The sequence below is a fragment of the Stieleria marina genome, assembly GCA_007741555.1.
Taxonomy (GTDB): domain Bacteria; phylum Planctomycetota; class Planctomycetia; order Pirellulales; family Pirellulaceae; genus K23-9.
The window spans coordinates 3,195,995-3,214,140 of the sequence record CP036526.1; the positions used below are offsets into that span (position 1 = coordinate 3,195,995).

15 protein-coding genes are annotated in these 18,146 nt (G+C 54.8%); 5 read left to right on the forward strand and 10 right to left on the reverse strand.

The annotated features are described in order from the left end of the window. Nucleotides 1-27: 27 nt before the first annotated feature. The 3 genes from K239x_RS11120 to K239x_RS11130 all read left to right on the forward strand — a co-directional run bounded on the left by K239x_RS11120 (nucleotide 28) and on the right by K239x_RS11130 (nucleotide 3,211). Nucleotides 28-1,473 carry an alkaline phosphatase D family protein gene (locus tag K239x_RS11120; RefSeq protein ID WP_145417924.1) on the forward strand — a complete coding sequence of 482 codons (1,446 nt, stop codon included), beginning with the start codon at nucleotides 28-30 and terminating at the stop codon, nucleotides 1,471-1,473. 197 nt (nucleotides 1,474-1,670) lie between these two features. After that, on the forward strand, nucleotides 1,671-2,003 hold the full coding sequence (locus K239x_RS11125) for a hypothetical protein (protein WP_145417926.1): 333 nt from the start codon (nucleotides 1,671-1,673) through the stop codon (nucleotides 2,001-2,003). Between the two features lie 401 nt (nucleotides 2,004-2,404). Then, nucleotides 2,405-3,211 carry an EF-hand domain-containing protein gene (locus K239x_RS11130; protein ID WP_145417928.1) on the forward strand — a complete coding sequence of 269 codons (807 nt, stop codon included), beginning with the start codon at nucleotides 2,405-2,407 and terminating at the stop codon, nucleotides 3,209-3,211. Between the two features lie 143 nt (nucleotides 3,212-3,354). On the opposite strand, the gene K239x_RS11135 is transcribed toward K239x_RS11130, so the two are convergent. The 3 genes from K239x_RS11135 to K239x_RS11145 form a co-directional block, all read right to left on the reverse strand. Further along, nucleotides 3,355-4,197, reverse strand: a complete 843-nt coding sequence (locus K239x_RS11135; RefSeq protein WP_145417930.1) for a hypothetical protein — start codon at nucleotides 4,195-4,197, stop codon at nucleotides 3,355-3,357. 262 nt (nucleotides 4,198-4,459) lie between these two features. Continuing rightward, on the reverse strand, nucleotides 4,460-5,218 hold the full coding sequence (locus tag K239x_RS11140; RefSeq protein WP_145417933.1) for a metallophosphoesterase family protein: 759 nt from the start codon (nucleotides 5,216-5,218) through the stop codon (nucleotides 4,460-4,462). A 38-nt stretch (nucleotides 5,219-5,256) separates the two neighbouring features. After that, nucleotides 5,257-6,024 (reverse strand): metallophosphoesterase family protein, encoded by a 768-nt coding sequence (locus tag K239x_RS11145; protein ID WP_145417935.1) that lies wholly within the window; start codon nucleotides 6,022-6,024, stop codon nucleotides 5,257-5,259. A 139-nt stretch (nucleotides 6,025-6,163) separates the two neighbouring features. Between K239x_RS11145 and tsaB the strand changes: the two genes are divergently transcribed. Then, on the forward strand, nucleotides 6,164-6,994 hold the full coding sequence (gene tsaB / locus K239x_RS11150) for a tRNA (adenosine(37)-N6)-threonylcarbamoyltransferase complex dimerization subunit type 1 TsaB (protein WP_145417937.1): 831 nt from the start codon (nucleotides 6,164-6,166) through the stop codon (nucleotides 6,992-6,994). Between the two features lie 123 nt (nucleotides 6,995-7,117). On the opposite strand, the gene K239x_RS11155 is transcribed toward tsaB, so the two are convergent. From K239x_RS11155 to K239x_RS11180, 6 genes are all read right to left on the reverse strand, one after another. Then, nucleotides 7,118-7,414, reverse strand: coding sequence for a hypothetical protein (locus K239x_RS11155; RefSeq protein ID WP_145417939.1), 297 nt, complete (start codon nucleotides 7,412-7,414; stop codon nucleotides 7,118-7,120). A 325-nt stretch (nucleotides 7,415-7,739) separates the two neighbouring features. After that, nucleotides 7,740-8,423 (reverse strand): hypothetical protein, encoded by a 684-nt coding sequence (locus tag K239x_RS11160; protein WP_419189933.1) that lies wholly within the window; start codon nucleotides 8,421-8,423, stop codon nucleotides 7,740-7,742. Between the two features lie 82 nt (nucleotides 8,424-8,505). After that, nucleotides 8,506-9,723 (reverse strand): peptidylprolyl isomerase, encoded by a 1,218-nt coding sequence (locus K239x_RS11165; RefSeq protein WP_419189934.1) that lies wholly within the window; start codon nucleotides 9,721-9,723, stop codon nucleotides 8,506-8,508. Nucleotides 9,724-10,167: 444 nt separating this feature from the next. Beyond that, entirely contained in the window at nucleotides 10,168-11,109 is a 942-nt protein-coding gene (cysK, locus tag K239x_RS11170) for a cysteine synthase A (protein ID WP_145417941.1), read from the reverse strand. Between the two features lie 104 nt (nucleotides 11,110-11,213). Next, nucleotides 11,214-12,224 (reverse strand): 2-oxoacid:ferredoxin oxidoreductase subunit beta, encoded by a 1,011-nt coding sequence (locus K239x_RS11175; RefSeq protein ID WP_145417943.1) that lies wholly within the window; start codon nucleotides 12,222-12,224, stop codon nucleotides 11,214-11,216. 65 nt (nucleotides 12,225-12,289) lie between these two features. Continuing rightward, on the reverse strand, nucleotides 12,290-14,170 hold the full coding sequence (locus K239x_RS11180) for a 2-oxoacid:acceptor oxidoreductase subunit alpha (protein ID WP_145417945.1): 1,881 nt from the start codon (nucleotides 14,168-14,170) through the stop codon (nucleotides 12,290-12,292). A gap of 405 nt (nucleotides 14,171-14,575) precedes the next feature. Between K239x_RS11180 and K239x_RS11185 the strand changes: the two genes are divergently transcribed. Next, complete coding sequence (locus K239x_RS11185) at nucleotides 14,576-15,430, forward strand: 5'-nucleotidase, lipoprotein e(P4) family (RefSeq protein WP_145417947.1); 855 nt, start codon at nucleotides 14,576-14,578, stop codon at nucleotides 15,428-15,430. 161 nt (nucleotides 15,431-15,591) lie between these two features. On the opposite strand, the gene K239x_RS11190 is transcribed toward K239x_RS11185, so the two are convergent. Next, nucleotides 15,592-18,033 carry a hypothetical protein gene (locus K239x_RS11190; protein WP_145417949.1) on the reverse strand — a complete coding sequence of 814 codons (2,442 nt, stop codon included), beginning with the start codon at nucleotides 18,031-18,033 and terminating at the stop codon, nucleotides 15,592-15,594. Nucleotides 18,034-18,146: the final 113 nt, after the last annotated feature.

Below are 18,146 nucleotides of genomic sequence, written 5' to 3' on the forward strand. Positions count from 1 at the left end.
AATTTCTAGTTCGACGAGAAAGGGACGATGATGATGCGATATGGATTGTGTTTGTTGGTCAGCATGTTTGCGGTGACGTTGGTGGCAAAACCGCCGTTGACCGATGGCGAAACCGATCCCGTGATGCTGGACCTGGATCCTTACCTGATCAAAGCAATGCGCGGGAGTGCGGTAAAGATTCTTCCCGGGCGATTCGGTTCCGAAGGCAGCTTGGTTGATTTGGTTAAGGAACCTGCGTTCAAAAAGCTGGTCGCCAAACACGAATTGAAATTGTTCAACGGTCCGATGCTGGGAGCCGTGACACCGACGTCAGTGCGGATTTGGGTGCGCACTGCGGGCGCAGCGTCGTTTCAAGTTGTCGTTGGTGATCAGCTTTCCGAGCTAGTAGCGACAACAGAGCAAAGTGATTTCACAGGGATCGCCATGGTCGAGGGGCTGAAACCTTTTATGCAGTACACTTACAAGATCCTGCTCGATGGCGACGAATTGACTGATCCGTCATTTCGATTCCGAACGTATCCATCGCCGGGGATGCACCAGAAATATGCCGTCGCGTTTGGTTCTGGGGCTAGGTACGTGCCGCCAAAGGAAGGCATATGGAGCGTGATGGCTGCGTCGGAGCCGTTGGCTTACCTCGGGCTCGGAGACAATGTTTACATCGATGCAACCGATCGTCGTGATGTCCAGCGGCTGCACTATTACCGCAGGATGCTTCGCAAGGAGTACCGGCAGTTCATTGCTCAGACCGCGATCTATGCGGTGTGGGACGACCATGACATGGGCATCAATGACTGTGCTGGCGGCCCCGGTTTAGACCAACCATGGAAGCTGCCAAACCTAAATGTTTTTCAGCAGAACTGGAACAATCCGTTCTATAGCCATGACCCAAAGACGCCAGGCACTTGGCACAATTTTGTGATGGGCGATGTCGAGTTTTTTATGTTGGATGGGCGGTTCTATCGCACCGACAGCAAGAACAAAAAGGACACGACCAACACAATGCTTGGCAGGGAGCAAAAGCAATGGTTGCTGCAATCATTGAAGCAATCGACTGCGAAATTTAAGGTGCTGTGTTCCGGTACCATGTGGCACGACTTGGCGGACAAAGGCGGAAAAGATTCTTGGGCGGGAAAGCGTTTTAGAGACGAACGCAATGAAATTTTCGGACTGATCAATGACGAAAAGATCGACGGCGTCGTGTTGATCTCAGGTGATCGACATCGCACCGAGCTTTGGAAAACAGAGCGTCCAAACGGTTACCCACTGTACGAATTCTTATCGGCCAAGGTCACTAACATGCACTCGCATGATGTCCGCAAGGAAGCCGAGTGGTCGCTCAATGAGGGGAATTTCTGGGGAGAGCTGGGGTTCAATTTTTCCAATTCCGATCCAACCGTGACGTTCACGGCCATCAATCAGGATGGTGCTGTCATGAAGGCGTCTACTTTTCGGCTTAGTGAACTGAGTCACTAGAGTGGGACGTGTCGAGTGTGGGCTGATTGGTTGCCAATAGGAATGGTCGTCACTCAGTTTGGTGCACTCCGCCGAAGTCAATTTGATGGAGCCGAGGGCCTGAGTGATGAATTGTTGCCTGGCTGGGTAACTCGATTTGGTTTCACGTCGCAGATGTCATTCAATTTGGGGTGCTCTTAATTCACGGAACACTATCGATGCAACACTCTGCGAGCCAGGAATCAAACAACAAGGCGGCTGACTTGACTGGTTCGTTGATTCGGTTGCTGGTCATTGTTTCGCTTGGTGCCGTCTTCTTTGTCGCGATCATGTTGCTGAGCTCCTGTTTTGATGCGCGGCCGGGAGTCGACCGGTTTGCGCTGATCGTTTTGATTTGTTGTGCGGTGGCTTCAATCGCATTTCTGATCTCGGCCTACACGTTGATACGCACTCGTTTCTTGTATGCGGGGCTGTCGACAGCCGTTGGGATCTCCGTTTGGGTTTACATCGTTTTGCTTTTCAATATGCAATACAACGGTGTCAGTTTCTGAGCGAAGCAGAAATAGCCTGTTCTCAGTCAGGGTGGGCCTATTGGTAGTCCACGCTGGATTCTATTGGGGCGGTCCGCGTGATCGTCTCGTCTTGGTTTACTCGCGCTACGCTGCCCGATCAAATCAGCACGTCTGAGCGGTGCTAGATCGATAGGACGTAATGGATTGCGATAATCCACGGGAAGAATCACCAAAAAGTCAGAAAACAAACTTCAGCTTCAGCGACCGTTTTCGAGGCTTGATGCGAAACTGCGTCCGGCGAATCGTGTTCAATATGTGATGCAAACGCGATTCAAAGCATCGCGGCGTCGCCCGTTTACTTGGGAGGCGGTTTTGCCAGTAGTTTCATTGATCGTTGCTGTTTCGAATCAACGATTCACCTTGTCTTCGGAGTCTATTTGATGAGCGTAGTACAGAAGTGTTTTTTGGCCGTAGCTATGATGGCAGCCATGGCCGCCAGTTCGGCAGTGGCTCAGCCACCCGGTGGCGGACCACGTCCCGACGGTGAACGCGGGCCCGGTGGTGAGCGTGGGCCCGGTGGTGAGCGTGGGCCCGGTGGTGAGCGTGGTCCTGGCGGTGAACGCGGCGCAGGTGGTGAACGCGGTGGGTTTGGCGGGCAACGTGGTGGCGGTGGACGTGGAGGACCAGGCGGCAATGGTGGCGGTCCGCCCAGCCCCGAAATGATGATGCGTTCGATGCCTGTACTGGCTGCGTTAGACGCCGATCAAGACGGCAAGATTTCGAAGTCGGAAATCGCAAACGCGACGGCTGCTCTGCAAGCTTTGGACAAGAATGGCGATGGCGACTTGACCGAAGAAGAGATGCGTCCGGATTTTTCACGCGTCGGGGATCGTTCGGGGCGTGGCGGTGGCGGCGATCCGATGGAGATGGTCAACCGATTGCTAGAGTTTGACAAAAACGAGGACGGCAAGTTGACTAAGGATGAGTTGTCCGAACGCATGCAAGGGATGCTGACGGCAGCCGACAAAAACGGTGACGGCGCCGCGGACAAAGAAGAGTTGATCGCGATGGCCAAGCAGCGGATGGAGCGTGGTGGCGGCCCAGGCGGGGGTGGATTCGGCGGAGGTCGCGGCGGCGGACGTGGAGGAGAAGGACGCGGCGAAGGACCGGGCGGACGTCGAGGTGGTGGCGGAGAACGCGGGGGAGAGCGTGGCGGAGATCGCCCGAGTCGACCACCATCCGAGTAGACGTTGCCAGGACGAGTTTCCTGTCGGATCCTGCTCAGATTGTGAGACGCTATTAAGCATCAACGCAAAACGCTCCCGGTAAAGGGAGCGTTTTTTTTGGTTCATTGTGTTGTGTGTTGCAGCTTCGTCTTGGCAACCGAGAATCACGCGGCGTCGCGATGCGTGCTGGTTCCGCTGGTAGAGAGTCGCTTGGCTTGCCCGACCCAGTCTTCGCGTTCGATCCGACCGCGGAAACAGAGAATGTCGTTGAACTTTGCGATGTGGGATTCGGTCCACGCAGCGACCTGATGAAAAAAGAACACACCGTTTTCGTTCAGGAGATCTTGGTTTGTCGCACCAACGCCCCAGATACGCGTCAGATCGTCAGGAGTTTCCGGGCGCTGGTAATAGACCAATCCAAGTTCTGGGTCATGTGCCGATAGATCGTCGTTGACCGAGATCTCTTCCAGTTCGCTTTCGTCGGACGGCGAAAACAGTTTGAACACCGGTGCCGCTGGTTCCGGTTCATCGATCATTGATTCCGTGTCGACTTCAAAACTTTCAACGACATTGTCGTCCAGAGTTTCTTCGACGTGAAATTCTTCCACGTGGGCGTCCAGCAACGACGTGTGAGCTTCGATCTTTTCCATCAAGGCGGCGTTGGCGGCTGCTAGTTCGGCCAGTTTGTTGGCGTTCATCATGGCGATATCGCGTACCGTCGTCACTTCGCTGCGAAGTTGGTTTGATACGTCAGCGATCGCTTCTCCGGCCATGTGCGGAGCCACGGTCGCAGCCGACTGATGCTGAAGGGCTCGAGCGTTGGCGATTTCTTGAATCGTTTCGTGACGAAGGCGCTCGATTCGCTTTTCCGTTTCGATTGTTCCTTTGGCGGACCGTTCGGTGGTGACATAGACCAACCAGAGTGCGGCAAAGAAGACGTAGACGCCAATGACTGCCAAAAGCAATCCGAGATCCGAATAGGCCAATAGGGACGACAGCTGAAACATGGCATGGCCTTCTTTTTCGAAAGACGATGTTCCGTAACGTGCCACTACGATTAGGGCGTAGCTGAACGGAACTTCTAACGCTTAAACAAATGAGTTCAATGGAAACGAATTGAATGATTTATCGGAACAGTTGCACACCAACTCCCGTTCAAATGCAATTCGCGCGTCGTCTTTTGAGGATTTTGTCTCAAGCAGGAAAGATAGAGTGTTTAGTGAAACAAAGAGCATTGCAAAATAAGCTAGCAATCGATCGGGCAGTCAATCAACGTCCGTCGCGAAGACGGTGGCCCAGGAAGTCGTCCAAGTCCGGTTCGGCTTCGATCTCGGCAACGGTTCTTTCGATATCGTATTCGACGCGGCGAAAGACAATTGCTTCGCCGTCGTAGATGACGTAGCAGCTGCGTGGATCACCGTCGCGAGGCTGCCCGACACTGCCGACATTGATCATCATTCGCGAATTGGTATCCGCGACGGTCAGTCCAGCACCGGTATCACTGGGACGCACAAAACGCAGGTCCGTGGTAAAGACGCCCGGCACGTGGGTGTGTCCTTGGAAGCAAAGATGCGGCACCATTGAAAATAGCTTTTCCATTTTCTTGGCGTTCTGCGTGTCTTCTGGAAAGACATATTCGTTGGTCGGCTGACGCGGCGATCCGTGCACGAACAAGCAGCTTCCTTCGCGAACAGTGCGAGGCATTTGGCACAAAAACGAAAGTCGTTTTCGGCTGGCTTCGGGGCCACCTTGGCCGGCTTCAAGTTGACGCCGAGTCCAAAAGATCGCTTGCTCGGCAGCGACATTGAAACCTTCGGGGTCGAACAACGCACTGCTGTCGTGATTTCCTAAGATACAGAAATCGAACTCCATGGCTTGGTCCAAGCACGCGCAGGGATGCGGCCCGTAACCGATCACGTCCCCCAGACAAACGATGCGATCAATTTTTTGGCTTGCCACATCTGCCAAGACGGCTTCCAGGGCGGCCAAGTTTCCGTGGATGTCACTAAGGATCGCGGTGCGTGTCACAAGTGGTCTTCGTCAAATCCGTTGAATGAAAAAATGAGTTACCGACCGTGCCGCAATCGGTCACCCAATTGATTCGATAAATCTGACTCGGCGTAAATTTTATCGACCGTGGTATCGATGTCATAGTCGACACGTCGGTAAGTCAGCGTGGGGCCGTTTTCGGCATCAGTGTCCAAAATCGCGTAGCACGGTCGCGGATCGTCGTCGCGGGGTTGCCCGACGCTGCCGACATTTGCCATGACTTTGCCACCGCCCAGCCGATAGACATAATCGAACTCGTCAGGCGAAATGAATTCGCAGTCCGTCGTAAAGACGCCTGGCAGGTGCGTGTGCCCCATGAAGCAGTACTGTTTGACTTTGCCAAACAGCAGTTCCATCTTGCGTTGGTCAAAGACGTATTCGGGGAAAACGTATTCGTTGGTGGGATCACGTGGGGAACCGTGGACGAATTTAAAATCACCATCGTCCTTGAACCGCGGCAGTTCACCCAAAAAGTCCCAGCGAGCGTTGACTTGGGCAGGCGAGCCTGGGCCATTGTCCAAACGGTCGCGGGTCCAGTAAATGGCCTGCAGAGCCATCGGGTTGAAGCCGTCGGGGTCAAACAGAGCCGCTTGGTCGTGGTTGCCCAAGATCGTGACGGCGGCATTTTTCATGACCAAATCCAGGCACTCGCAAGGATTTGGCCCATAGCCGATGATGTCGCCTAGACAATATATTTCCGTCACGGAGAGCGATTTAGCATCGTCCAGCACCGCTTCGAGCGCCTCTAGATTTCCGTGAATGTCGCTGATTAACGCTCTCTTCACCGGACAGATCCTAAATCTTTGTACATTTTTAACTTGAGCAGAATCGGGTAACGCATCACGCCCACTTATACGCTAATCGGTCAGGGGGCCGTTTTGCCTACAGGATTGTAGCGGGAAACGAAAAACCACAACAATCCCCATGAAAACTGCCTCAGCCGGAATAAGTTCCGCCAACCCGTCTCACACACTGATCGACTACGACATGACGATTTCCGACTGGCCCGTTCCCGACAGTCTCGCAGCGCCTTCGGTACCGGCATCGATCGACGACGCTATCCAGATTGCGATCGAAACGACGGGGCATTCCGGGTCCATCGCTGTTTTGGAAGGCGAATATGTTCACCAGGCTCATCAATTGCCCGATGGTCAGCGAACGGCGGCGTCGCTGGCTCCGGCTCTTTCGCAGCAGTTGGCTTGGTGTGCGAAACGTGAAAAACTTCCGCATTTTGTTTCGATCGCGTCCGGGCCAGGATCCTTTACCGGACTGCGAATCGGAATCACCACGGCCAAAACATTTTGTTACGCCCGACAGTTGCCGCTGGTCGCCGTGGATTCGCTCCAGGCGATCGCTGCTAATCTGTTTCAACAGAACCAATCGATCGAAGATCTGATTGTGGGCATCAATGCGTTTCGAAAACAAACTTTTGCAGGCCACTTCACCCGCTCCGGCACGCTCCCGGTGTTGTCGGATTTGGCACATCAAGAGGGGCACGGCATCGTCCAAGTCTATGATGCGTCCGAGTGGGCCGACGTGCAAAGAGATGCCGGGGCAGAGGTGCGTTTTGGTGGAGAAGCAAAGGTGTTTGACGAAGCTTATCAAACACGTTTTGTAGACCGGGAGACCCCGGATGCGATTGGGGTCGGCCTGTCGGCGATCCGTTTGGCAAAGCGGGGAGAGTTTTGCGACCCGATGGCGCTAAAACCTCGCTATCTGAAAGAGAGTTCAGCCGAAGAGAGGCTGAAGAGCTGAGCGATCGGGACGACGTCAGGGAGACGCGAAAGAAGGTGAGTCTGCCGCGTGGGATTGAATGCTCCCGTTCAGCTGAATCGCTGCGTTTTGTCCGGCGCCTTACCAGTCTGTAGCGGGGCGTTACTACGCCGCGAGCTGGTTTCTTAGATGGTTCAGAACGATGGATTCGCTTTCTTTGCGAATGCCGTCGCTGCCGTAATAGATGACCGTGTTTTTGACGAAGTCACAGATCGCAGTCAGCTTTACACTTCGCGGGCCGTGAACACAGAAATACAAACCACATGCCTTGCCTCCTCGAATCACTTCACGCTTGGTCATCGGAAATTGGTTCGGTACCAGGTGACCGATTTCGCAAAGACGAAGTTCGATATTGGCCACCAGGGTTTCAAAGTCGATGGCTCGCGTTGTAAAGCTAATCATAAATCTGCCGGTTGAAGGGAGGCGTTGAACAGATTGGTTTGCTATCACCAAAGTAGAGCTCAATGGCGTCGCACCCGTGGTATCGGCGGCCATGTTGGAAGAGGTTAACGGCGCAAAGGATCTTTGCTGACTGCGGCAGGCATCTTCGCGGACTCGTGACGATTATGCCGACTGACAATCCGCCGCCGTTTTGTTCAACGTTACGGGGGGCCGCAATAAGGCACCTAGCGGCAGTACAAACTGCGTAGTGCGAATAGATTGTCACGGCGGAGCAGCAAGAAGATGCGATTGCCTGTCGTGCCGATTGCATCGGTGCCGTGACGGGCTAGTGCGACCTGAATAGTCCTGGCGTGTCCCGCTGCGTGATGCGGCCAAAGATGTCCCGCATGATCGCTTGCTCCAAGCTGGAATCGCGTCCAAGCGGAATCCAGCCGAGCGTTTGCGGACTATCGTCGTAGTCGTCCCCTTTTCGCAGCATGGTGCCGTCATGACGACGCGACGCCGTGGTTTCGGTCGCGTACTGAGTGCGATCGGTGTCTTCCAGTTCTTTCTGCACGACTACTTCCAAGCTGTACGCAGCGCCTTGAGGTCGCACGATGACCGTTGCTTTGCGGCGGATCGATTGCAGTGTGCTTTGCAGTCGTTCAAATCCAGGCGTACTGTCGCGGCGCCACGGTTCCAATAACGTCGCGCCGACAAGGTAGCCCGTTTCGATTCGACCATCCATCACCATGCCGCCCGTGTTCTGAACGGGTTGTTCGCGGGCGATACGAAAATAGTCGTCGACGGCGTCAACCGTTTGTTGCCACACGAACTTGTCGCTGGCCGGCGGCAATTGAACGGGATTGGGCATGAATGTTTCGGGTTGCTTGCCAGCCAAGCGATATTTCAGTTGGCCACACCCGATCGAAGCAACGGACAGACAAACGCAGGCGACCCCGATCAACGCAGCGATACGCCGGTTGAAGAAAGGTTGCTGAGTTTGGTGCGATGTGCTGTTCATCATCATGCAGGTGGGCATCTTGCAGCGGTTAGCGACGTGCGCCGAGCCGGCTGTTTACCGAAACCGGTTTTGCCAATCGTTTCCGAGCCTAATAATTCTTTGCGTTGGGGAGAGTTGGGATCGCCGGCATGTTAAGCGGCATAGCGCCGGGGATATCCTCCGGAAAGATCGACCAGACCGGAACTTTGTCCCGCATCGCTTCGATCATTGCCTTTTGTGATTTCGCAACCTTGGCCTGCTTCAGTTTTTCCTTGATCGACTCTTGGACTTGAGCACGCGGTTTGATCCCGGCGTCCTCGCGATCCAACACACGAACAATGTGAAATCCTGTTTCGTCTTCGATGATCTCGCTCATCTTGTTCAGTGGCAGCGAAAAGATCTGTTTGTCTAATTCCTTGGAGGCGAGTGAGCCTTGCTTGGTCCAACCGTGCAAACCACCCTCGGCAGCAAACGGCTCTTCGCTTTTTTGCTTTGCAATCGCTTGCAAGTTGCCACCGTAGTAGGCTTCGGCGCCCATTTGGTTCAATTTTGCAAGCGCGGCTTCACGTGATTCATGGTTGGCAAACAGAACGGTGAACTGTTCCCACGTGGCACGCGATTGTTGAAAATAGTCGTCGCGGTGCGTGATGTAGTGCGTGTTGATTTCGGACAGCGTGACGTGAGGATCTTTTTCGACGCTGCTGCGCATGTACATGTGGCCCAGCATGGCATCCATAAAATCACGTTCGCGTGCTTTCAGCGACGAACCTTGTGTTCTTAATTTCTTGTCCAGTTCGACCAGGGTCGTGCATTCGAACTTTTCTTTCAGCTGCTTGACTTCCGTTTCGTAAAACATCTGACGCGCACGTGAAGACATCATCTCGGCAGCTTCGCGTCGTTTGTCGGCTCCCTGCGTGCCGACCTGTTCCAACAAAAACGACTCTCGCATTTGTTTGCTTTGAATTGCTTGCTGCAACATTCCGCGGGTTAGATTGACGCGAGCGGTGAGCAGGATCTCTTGGGGAACTTCCTGGCCGGCCTTTGCGAGAACTTCTTTGATTCGTGCGTCGACTTTGCCTTTCACGTCACCGAGCAAAATTTGCGACGTGCCAACGACAGCGATCACGGCAGCCGGATCGGTCGGCAGATTGGCGTCTTTGGCTTGCGCAATGGCCGCCGCAATGTGCGGAGGTGGGCCGCCTGCGGCAGGGCCGCTGGAAAGCGGTTGCTGTGCGAACGAGGTCGTTGCTCCGATCTGCAATGCGCCCAGGGAGAGCGACAGCAGGATCAAGACAAATTTGTAGATAAAGGTGCTGCGCGACGGCATTCCTAGCCCTACGACGTTGGGGGTGAGATCGGCAATCTGGATCTGGCTTGTAGCCAGATCTTGCCCTCGTTCACAAGCCCAAACCAAATCGAAGCAACATCAAACATTCCTAGGCCGCTTGGCCACTCTGTGGCGGAGTGTTTGGCTGGATAATTTAAGTGATTTAGGTGGTCTGTTCTAATGGCAAATGAACCATCACAAACCCCGTAAATGCTTTGGCCGCATGCTCGTACGGAAGTCCTGCGTTCAACGCTACGGCTACAGCCCGAGTGATGAATTTGGATGAAGGGACTAGCGAGCTATGGCATTTTTGCCAAAGCGGCGTCCGACTCTCCCAGTGGGAGAGTGAAAGAAACTGCTGGGCAATGACCAAAGAGCTGCTTGGCTGATTGGTCATTGTGCCAAAAAGTGAGGCAGATAAACAAAAGCTATCCGCTGCGGCGGCTAGATACCCAAGTCACCGAACAGTGGCGTGCTGAGATAACGTTCGCCCAGGCTGCACATGATCGTGACAATGCGCTTGCCTTTCATCTCGGGACGAGCGGCGATCTGAGCGGCGGCGTACATGTTTGCTCCGCTACTGATGCCAGCGACGATGCCTTCTTGCTTGGCCAGATTGCGGCCCCATTCGAAGGCGTCTTCGTCTTCGACCAACACGACGTCGTCGACAATGGATGTATCCAAGTTAGCGGGCACAAAGCCGGCACCGATCCCTTGGATGCGGTGTTTGCCGGGGCCACTTCCGCTGATGACAGCCGAGTGAGTCGGTTCGACCGCGAATGCTTTGAAGTCAGGGTTCTTGCTTTTTAGGTAACGACTGACGCCGGTGATGGTGCCACCGGTGCCGACACCTGCGACGATGGCGTCAATCTGTTGCCCGCTGTCTTCCCAGATTTCGGGACCCGTCGTCGCTTCGTGAATCGCTGGGTTCGCTGGGTTTTCGAACTGTTGTGGCATGAACGCGTTGTCGGTGCTGTCGACCAATTCGGCAGCGCGATTGATCGCTCCCTTCATGCCTTCGCCTGCTGGTGTCAGTACCAAATTGGCACCCATTGCACGAAGCAATGCGCGACGTTCGACCGACATTGATTCGGGCATCGTCAAAGTGAGTTTGTAACCTTTGGCTGCACACACAAAAGCCAGTGCGATGCCGGTGTTGCCGCTGGTTGGTTCGATGACGTGCGTGTCGGCATTGATCTTGCCGTCCGTTTCGCCCGCTTCGATCATCGCAACGCCGATTCGGTCCTTGACGCTGTTAAGCGGTTGGAAAAATTCGCACTTGGCGAACACCGTCGCGCCGCCATCGGGAACAAGGCGGTTGATTTTGATCATTGGTGTATCGCCAATGGCGCGCGTGGCGTTGTCGTAAGTCTTTCCGCGAGGCATGTTCTCAGTCCTTTTTATAGAAACATCTAGTTGTCCCGTCAGGCCATGACAGGAGAGAGCGGTAAGGCCGCTAGTGTGGCAACTTTCGCAAAAGAGCAATGCCGTTAAGCAACGTCCCACGTGTCGCCAGCACTGATCAACTTCTGCAAATCGCCAGGGCCTTTCTTTTCTTTGGCTTCCGTCACCTGGTCGTTGATTTGGTCGTCGTACGTGGCGACTCCCTCGACGGCTCGTAGAACGCCCATCGGTTCTGGCATTTCGGGGTAACGCATACGAGCCATCATCATTTGAATGGCCGGGTTCATGTCTTTTTCGTCATGAATCAACAAGTCGTCGGCGGGAACGTCCGCTGTATTGACGACTTCCAAGTGGTTGCCCACCAGTCGAACGGCTTTGTCTTTGTTTTCGCCGAAAATCAGTGGCTTGCCATGCTCTAGTTCGACGGTGTTGTTGGGGCGCTGTTTACGTTCTTGTGCGTAAGCCATCGCACCGTCATTAAACACGTTGCAGTTTTGATAGACTTCGACCAGCGACGTGCCTTTGTGTTCTGAAGCCCGTTTCAGCATCGCGCCCAAGTGTTTGACGTTTGCATCCATGCTGCGTGCAACAAATGTCGCTTCGGCCGCCAGCGCGACGGATAGCGGATTGAGCGGGTGATCGATCGATCCCATCGGCGTGCTCTTGGTCACTTGGCCTTCGCTACTGGTCGGGCTGTACTGGCCCTTGGTCAAACCATAGATCCGGTTATTGAACAAAATGATGTTCACGTCCAAGTTGCGACGCAGCGCGTGAATGAAGTGGTTGCCACCAATCGACAACGCGTCGCCATCACCGGTGATCACCCACACCATCAAGTCGGGACGAGTTGATTTGAGCCCCGTCGCAAATGTTGGCGCACGTCCGTGAATGCTGTGCATCCCGTAGGTGTTCATGTAGTACGGAAAGCGACTGCTGCAGCCGATGCCGCTGATGAAAACGATCTTTTCACGCGGGACACCCAACTCTGGCAAGACTTTTTTCATCTGAGCCAAAATCGAATAGTCGCCGCAACCGGGGCACCAGCGAACGTCTTGGTCGGAAGCGAAGTCAGCGGCTTTGAGGACAGGAAGGTTCATAGAAAAACGTTGGGCAGTAAGCAAAAATCGAGAGTGGTAAGAGCAACAATGGCGATCGGATGCGATCAGCCGGCTTTGCTCTTGGTTTGCGGCACGGAGTGTTCTTTGATGGCGGCGACCAGTTCTGTCACTGCAAATGGCTTGCCTTGAACTTTATTGACGCCGATGCAGTCGACCAGGTATTCGGCACGAAGCAACAACCGCAATTGGCCCATATTCAGCTCGGGCACGATGACCGTTTTGAACGAACGCAGCAGGTCGCCGATGTTCTTTGGCAATGGGTTCAGATAGCGAATGTGTGCGTGACTGATTCGCATGCCTTCGGCTTGGCACTGTGCGACGGCGGTGTGACAGGAACCGTACGTTCCGCCCCATGAAACCACCAGTGTGTCGCCGCTGGTTTCGCCGAATACTTCTTGATCCGGAATTCGCTCGGCGATCATGGCGACTTTTTCGGCACGTCGGTCCGTCATCAACTGGTGATTGGCCGGGTCGTAACTGACGTTGCCAGTGCCGTCTTCTTTTTCCAGTCCGCCGACTCGGTGCATCAAGCCTTCGGTCCCAGGGATCGCCCAAGGTCGAGCTAGTTTTTCGTCGCGAGCGTAAGGCATAAACGGTTCGTCGCCGTCGGCACCTTCGGGGTGCGTGATCGTGATCTTTTCGATCTGGCTGACGTCCGGGATTTTCCACGGTTCGCTGCCGTTGGCGATATAGCCATCGGACAACAGAATGACCGGAACCATGCATTCGGTTGCGATCCGCCACGCGTCGATGGCGGCTGCGAAACAATCGCCAGGTGACCGTGGTGCCACGATGGGCAGCGGCGATTCGCCGTTTCGACCGAACATGCTTTGCAGCAGATCGCTCTGTTCGGTTTTGGTCGGCAGTCCGGTACTGGGGCCGCCGCGTTGGACATTGATCACGATCATGGGCAATTCCAAAATCATGCCCAGTCCCATCGCTTCGCCTTTCAGAGCGATGCCGGGGCCGCTACTGGCAGTGACAGCCATTGTTCCGCCGAATGCGGCACCAATGGTTGAACAGACCGCAGCGATTTCGTCTTCGGCTTGAAATGTTCGCACGCCAAAGTTTTTGTACTTGGTCAGTTCGTGCAGAATGTCACTCGCTGGCGTGATCGGATACGTTCCGTAAAACAAATCCTTGTCGCTCAATTCGGCCGCCGCAATCAGACCCCAAGCCAACGCTTGGTTGCCCATGATGTTGCGGTATGTGCCTTTGGAAAGCTCCGCGGCTTCGACTTGGTAGCTTTCGCCAAACGCTTCGGTGGTTTCACCGTACGCCCAACCGGCTCGCAACGCGGCTTCGTTGGCAGAGGCGACATCGGGTTTGCCGCCGAATTTGTTTTCGATGAATCGCAACGTCGGATCTAGCGATCGCCCAAATAGCCAGTAGACCAAACCCATCGCAAAAAAGTTTTTGCAGCGGTCGGCAATTTTTTGACTGAGCCCATGTTCGGCAACCGCCAAACGAGTCAGTTCGGTCATCGGGACTTTGAAAACTCGGTAAGTTTCTTCGATCACCGAAGCGTCCAGCGGATTGGCTTCGACCTTGGCGAGCTTGAATTCTTTTTCGATGAATCCGTCTTCGTTGGCGATCAGGATTCCGCCTTTGCGAAGATCACTGAGGTTGGTCACCATCGCGGCTGGATTCATTACGACCAAGGCGTCCAACTGGTCGCCCGGCGTGAAAATCTCTTCGCTGGCGAATTGAACTTGAAAACCCGAGACGCCGGCGCGTGTACCGCGGGGGGCTCGAATTTCAGCTGGAAAGTCCGGGAAGGTCGCGACGTCGTTGCCAGCAAGCGCGCTGGTATTCGTCAATTGAGTTCCTAGCAGCTGCATTCCGTCTCCGGAGTCACCTGCGAGCCGAACTGTGATGCCGGTAACGGATTGAACGTCTTTGGAAGTCTTGGGAGTAGCCGTCATGGAAAGCAGCGATATTGAGGGTGCCACAGAAGAACTGTGCGATAGACGCACAGCTGGCTTCGGCGGTTCGTTTGGTTGGGTTTAACGGTTGTATCGATCATTCCGATGCCGGAAGGTTATCGAAATTCTATAAATACGGCCGCAAAAGGTAACTACGACCAAACGGGTTTCGCGGATTTTGAGCCAGAATTATCGTGTTACGGTCAAAAGTTCCGCGAGTCCGGAGGCCTGGTGCAGGTGACCAGCGGTCCGCGGGCGGACAACGTTTTACGGCCATGAAATCCGTGATTCGCCGGTTATTCGCGTCGGAAGCCCGTGTTTTGCCGCCGTTTCGAAATCTACAAGTCGCGTCGCTGCAACTACGTCCAACGCCTCCGATTCCTCTGCTTCAAACCAGGCATTGATATGAAAAAACAACTTTGGCTGCTTTTGTTTTTAATGTTTCACGTCACTTGGGTCGCTCGTCCAACACCCGCGCAGGAGCAGGGATTGGCCGCAGCGGGTGTCGTCCAAGCACCCTCCGTCATTGATGTGACCCAAGACGCTCGTTTTAACAGCGTCGCGTATGTGCAAAACGCGGCTGAGTTTCGGTTGGCGTGCGAGCAGGCGTACCAGTTAGCGCTGCTCCAGCTTCGCCAGGGGCTCCTCGATGTGCGTTGGACGGCCGACGAAGTTCAGATCGTCGACGGTGGATTTCAGGCGAAGCCGCCGGCCGTGATTTTGGACGTCGACGAAACGGTGCTGGACAACAGTGCATTCAATGCTCGCAATATTTTGTCCGGCAAGCCGTATGCGATGAGCACATGGAACGCTTGGTGCAACGAATCCAAAGCCGGCGTGATCCCAGGTTCGCTGGAATTTGTGCGAGCGGCCAAGCGGTTGGGCGTCGAAGTTTTCTACATCACTAACCGTCGTGATGAAGTGAAGCCGGCGACGTTGGAAAATCTGCAGCGATGGGGGTTTCCTGTTACCGAACACACTTTGATGACGCAAAATTCCAAGGACAATCGTGATGGGCGCAAAACAACTCGCCGCGCTGCGGTTGCCAAGGACTATCGCATCGTGCTGTTGGTTGGCGACAACCTGAGCGACATGTGTACGGAGGTCGAAGTTCGCGACACACAGCAAAGAAACGATGTCGCGCGGACGAAAACTGCTGTCTTGGGATCACGATGGATCCTAATCCCAAATCCGGTCTACGGAGCTTGGGAGCGTGCGCTACCCAAAGACGCTACCGCATTGAACATCGAGCGGCCTTGAAACCAGGGCCTTGAAGACAGGGCCTTGAAGACAGGGCCTTGAATCTCAGGCTCTAAGTACCACGCCCTGCCACTCTGGCCTTAGGCAGCGAACGCTTCGGGTGAGATCTTTGTCGGTGTCGTTGTTTGCAAGTACTTTGCCAGGAGCATGTGCTCTGGCGTTCACTCTGTTTTCCAGCGGATGTCGCCTTTGCGAAGACGGACTTGCCATTTTTTGATCGCAGGGACTCGACGCACCGCGTTGTCCTCGCCGGCCCAGAAATTCAACGTTGTCCCCGTGATTTCGCGTAAGTTCTCTGTAGCGAGAACGCGGACGGGCATGGAATTGGAATCCAGCATTTCGATCAAGTCGTCGTCGGCGCTTTCGACCAGCTGGCTTTGCGAAAATCCGATCAGCAAACGCATCAGGTTCTTTGCATTGGCCGAATCCATCTGCGCAATTTGGTCGTTCAGCAAAGTCGCTGACGTCGCATCGCGGTTCATCGCGTTACGCAGTTCGCCGAAATGTTCCGTCCAATACGAACGCTGTTTGGGTTGTGACAAAATCCCGTCGGTTCCAAAGTAAACGTCGGGTTGTCCCAAGTGCAGCATTAACTGCGCGGCCAAGGCGGCGACTTCGGCTTGACGAAAACTGGTCGCTTCGCGCAGTGACAACGCCAATGGTTGTTGCTGAGCAAGCAAATCCATCAAGCCTTTGCGAGCACTCTGATCCAAGATCGAACTTTCCGTGTCTTCGGTCGCCCAGACAAGTGGTTCGATCAAGTCGGACACTTTGGGCGCATCATCGCCTCGCGCCATCCATTGTTGGTCTGCCAGTAGCTTTTCGTCGCCTTCTGCGGATGCCACCACGAATTCGCTGGCCAACCCGGCGGGGTCCGCGACAGCGACAATCCGCGCGACAGGAACGTGGTTTTCGGGTTTAAAAGGATCGAATCCAGGACGACGCAACCAGATCACTTCGATCGCCGCGACTGAGTCCGCCGTTGGAAACTGCAATTCGATGTCGCGTCCCATGACCTGAAACGGCATGACCACATCGTCCTTTTTGGATCGAATCAGGACTTTGCCGTATTCCAGTTTCAATCCCGCCGTTTGTTTGTCGTTTCTCGCTGCCAAGAAACTCGCTTTTGTGGGGCCGACAAAAGTCACTTTCGCTTCCGTGTTGATTACCAGTTCGGAACGAAATTTGGGTGCGTTGATCAAAGTCGCTCGCGGACTGATCGACATGTCTTTCTCCACTCGCGTCCAATTCGCATTAGCAAACGCTTCGTTCGCTGTTCCCGTCGCAAGCAAGATTGTCCGGCCACTGACGGCTTTGGCCACTGCTTTGTCGTCCGCCGGATTAAGGGCCGGATTGTTGAGAGCTGGATCGGTCACTGCGGGCGCACCGTCCGGTGCACTTGCGTCGGGCGCATCGGCGGTTTTGTCAGCGGCAGTCACAGCTTCCGGCGAAGCCATCTTTTCGTCGGCCAACTCTTTAGCTGTTGGAGGGGTGGCCATCGCGATCTCCATCACCGTATCAGGTGTTTTCGATGGCAGAGTTGTCTCGTCACCGGCAGGCAATTCTGTCATCTCGGGAGCGGTATCGACCGCAACCGTTTCCGGATCAGGTTTGGGAGCTGGCAGCGGAAGTTCGGTGATTTCCGTCTCGTCGGTCGATTTGATTTCGACGCCTGGCGTACCAACCGTTTCCATGATCGGTGCGTTTGCCGCAGACACTTCGATGTCGTCAGCCGCACTTTGCACTGATTCGTCTTCCGAGACATCCGTGTCGAATGTCGGATCGTCGACCACCACATTGGTGCGTTTTCCATCGGCACCAATTGTGCCCAGTTTCTCTTCGTTTTGTGCGATTGGCCCCGTCATCAGGGGAGCCAAGACGCGAGACAGAGCAAACAGAAACACGCCCGCCAGCGCCAGCGATACCAGCCAAGGAGTGATTCGCGATGGGCGAATCGATCCGCCATACATGTCTTCGGCGGTCGCGCGTGCACGGCGATGGCTCTCGGAAACCTCGGCTTCCCGGAGTCGTTGCGGTGCATCGCTGACTCCCGAGTCGCCCGCACCGACCGGCTTGACCGGCCCGATCGATGACTCCAAAACCGATTCTACCGGTGGGCTGGCCCCAAACCCGGAGCCTTCGGGTGACAAGCCAGCTTGGTCGGGCAAACTGACTCCCGAAAAACTACCCGAAGCAGCGGTCGGGATTTCTTGAATCAAGCGATCCGGCAATTGATAAACGCGATCACGAAGCGCTTCGCTGACATTGGCTGGTTGGCCCAAAACCATCGTCAAAATTTGATGACACGCCGCGGCTTCTGCCAAATGCGTGTCCGATTCCAGGCACGCTTTTTCGACCTCGGCAATCTGCTCAGCCGACAAAGTGCTGTCCAGGTACTCGCTGATCACGTTCGCTTCATCAAGCGGACTGACCGCATCGGGCGACGGCGCTGACAAAGTGCGACTAACCAAGGTGGCTCGAATTCGCTGAACCAGCTGAGTCGCAAAACCACTCTCTGCAAGTTTTTCCCGCAGCGCTTCGGCGTCTTTGGGATCCAACGTGTTGTCGAGATAGGCAAGCAGGGTTCGGAGTGTCAGTCGCATGGATCAAGACGGGGTTGGGAGGGGAGTCTAATCGGGCCTTTAGCGATGAACTCAGCGAGAGTTGTCGCGCAAAGATCGTCTACCTAATTAGTGACGTGGCGCGAGGACATCCG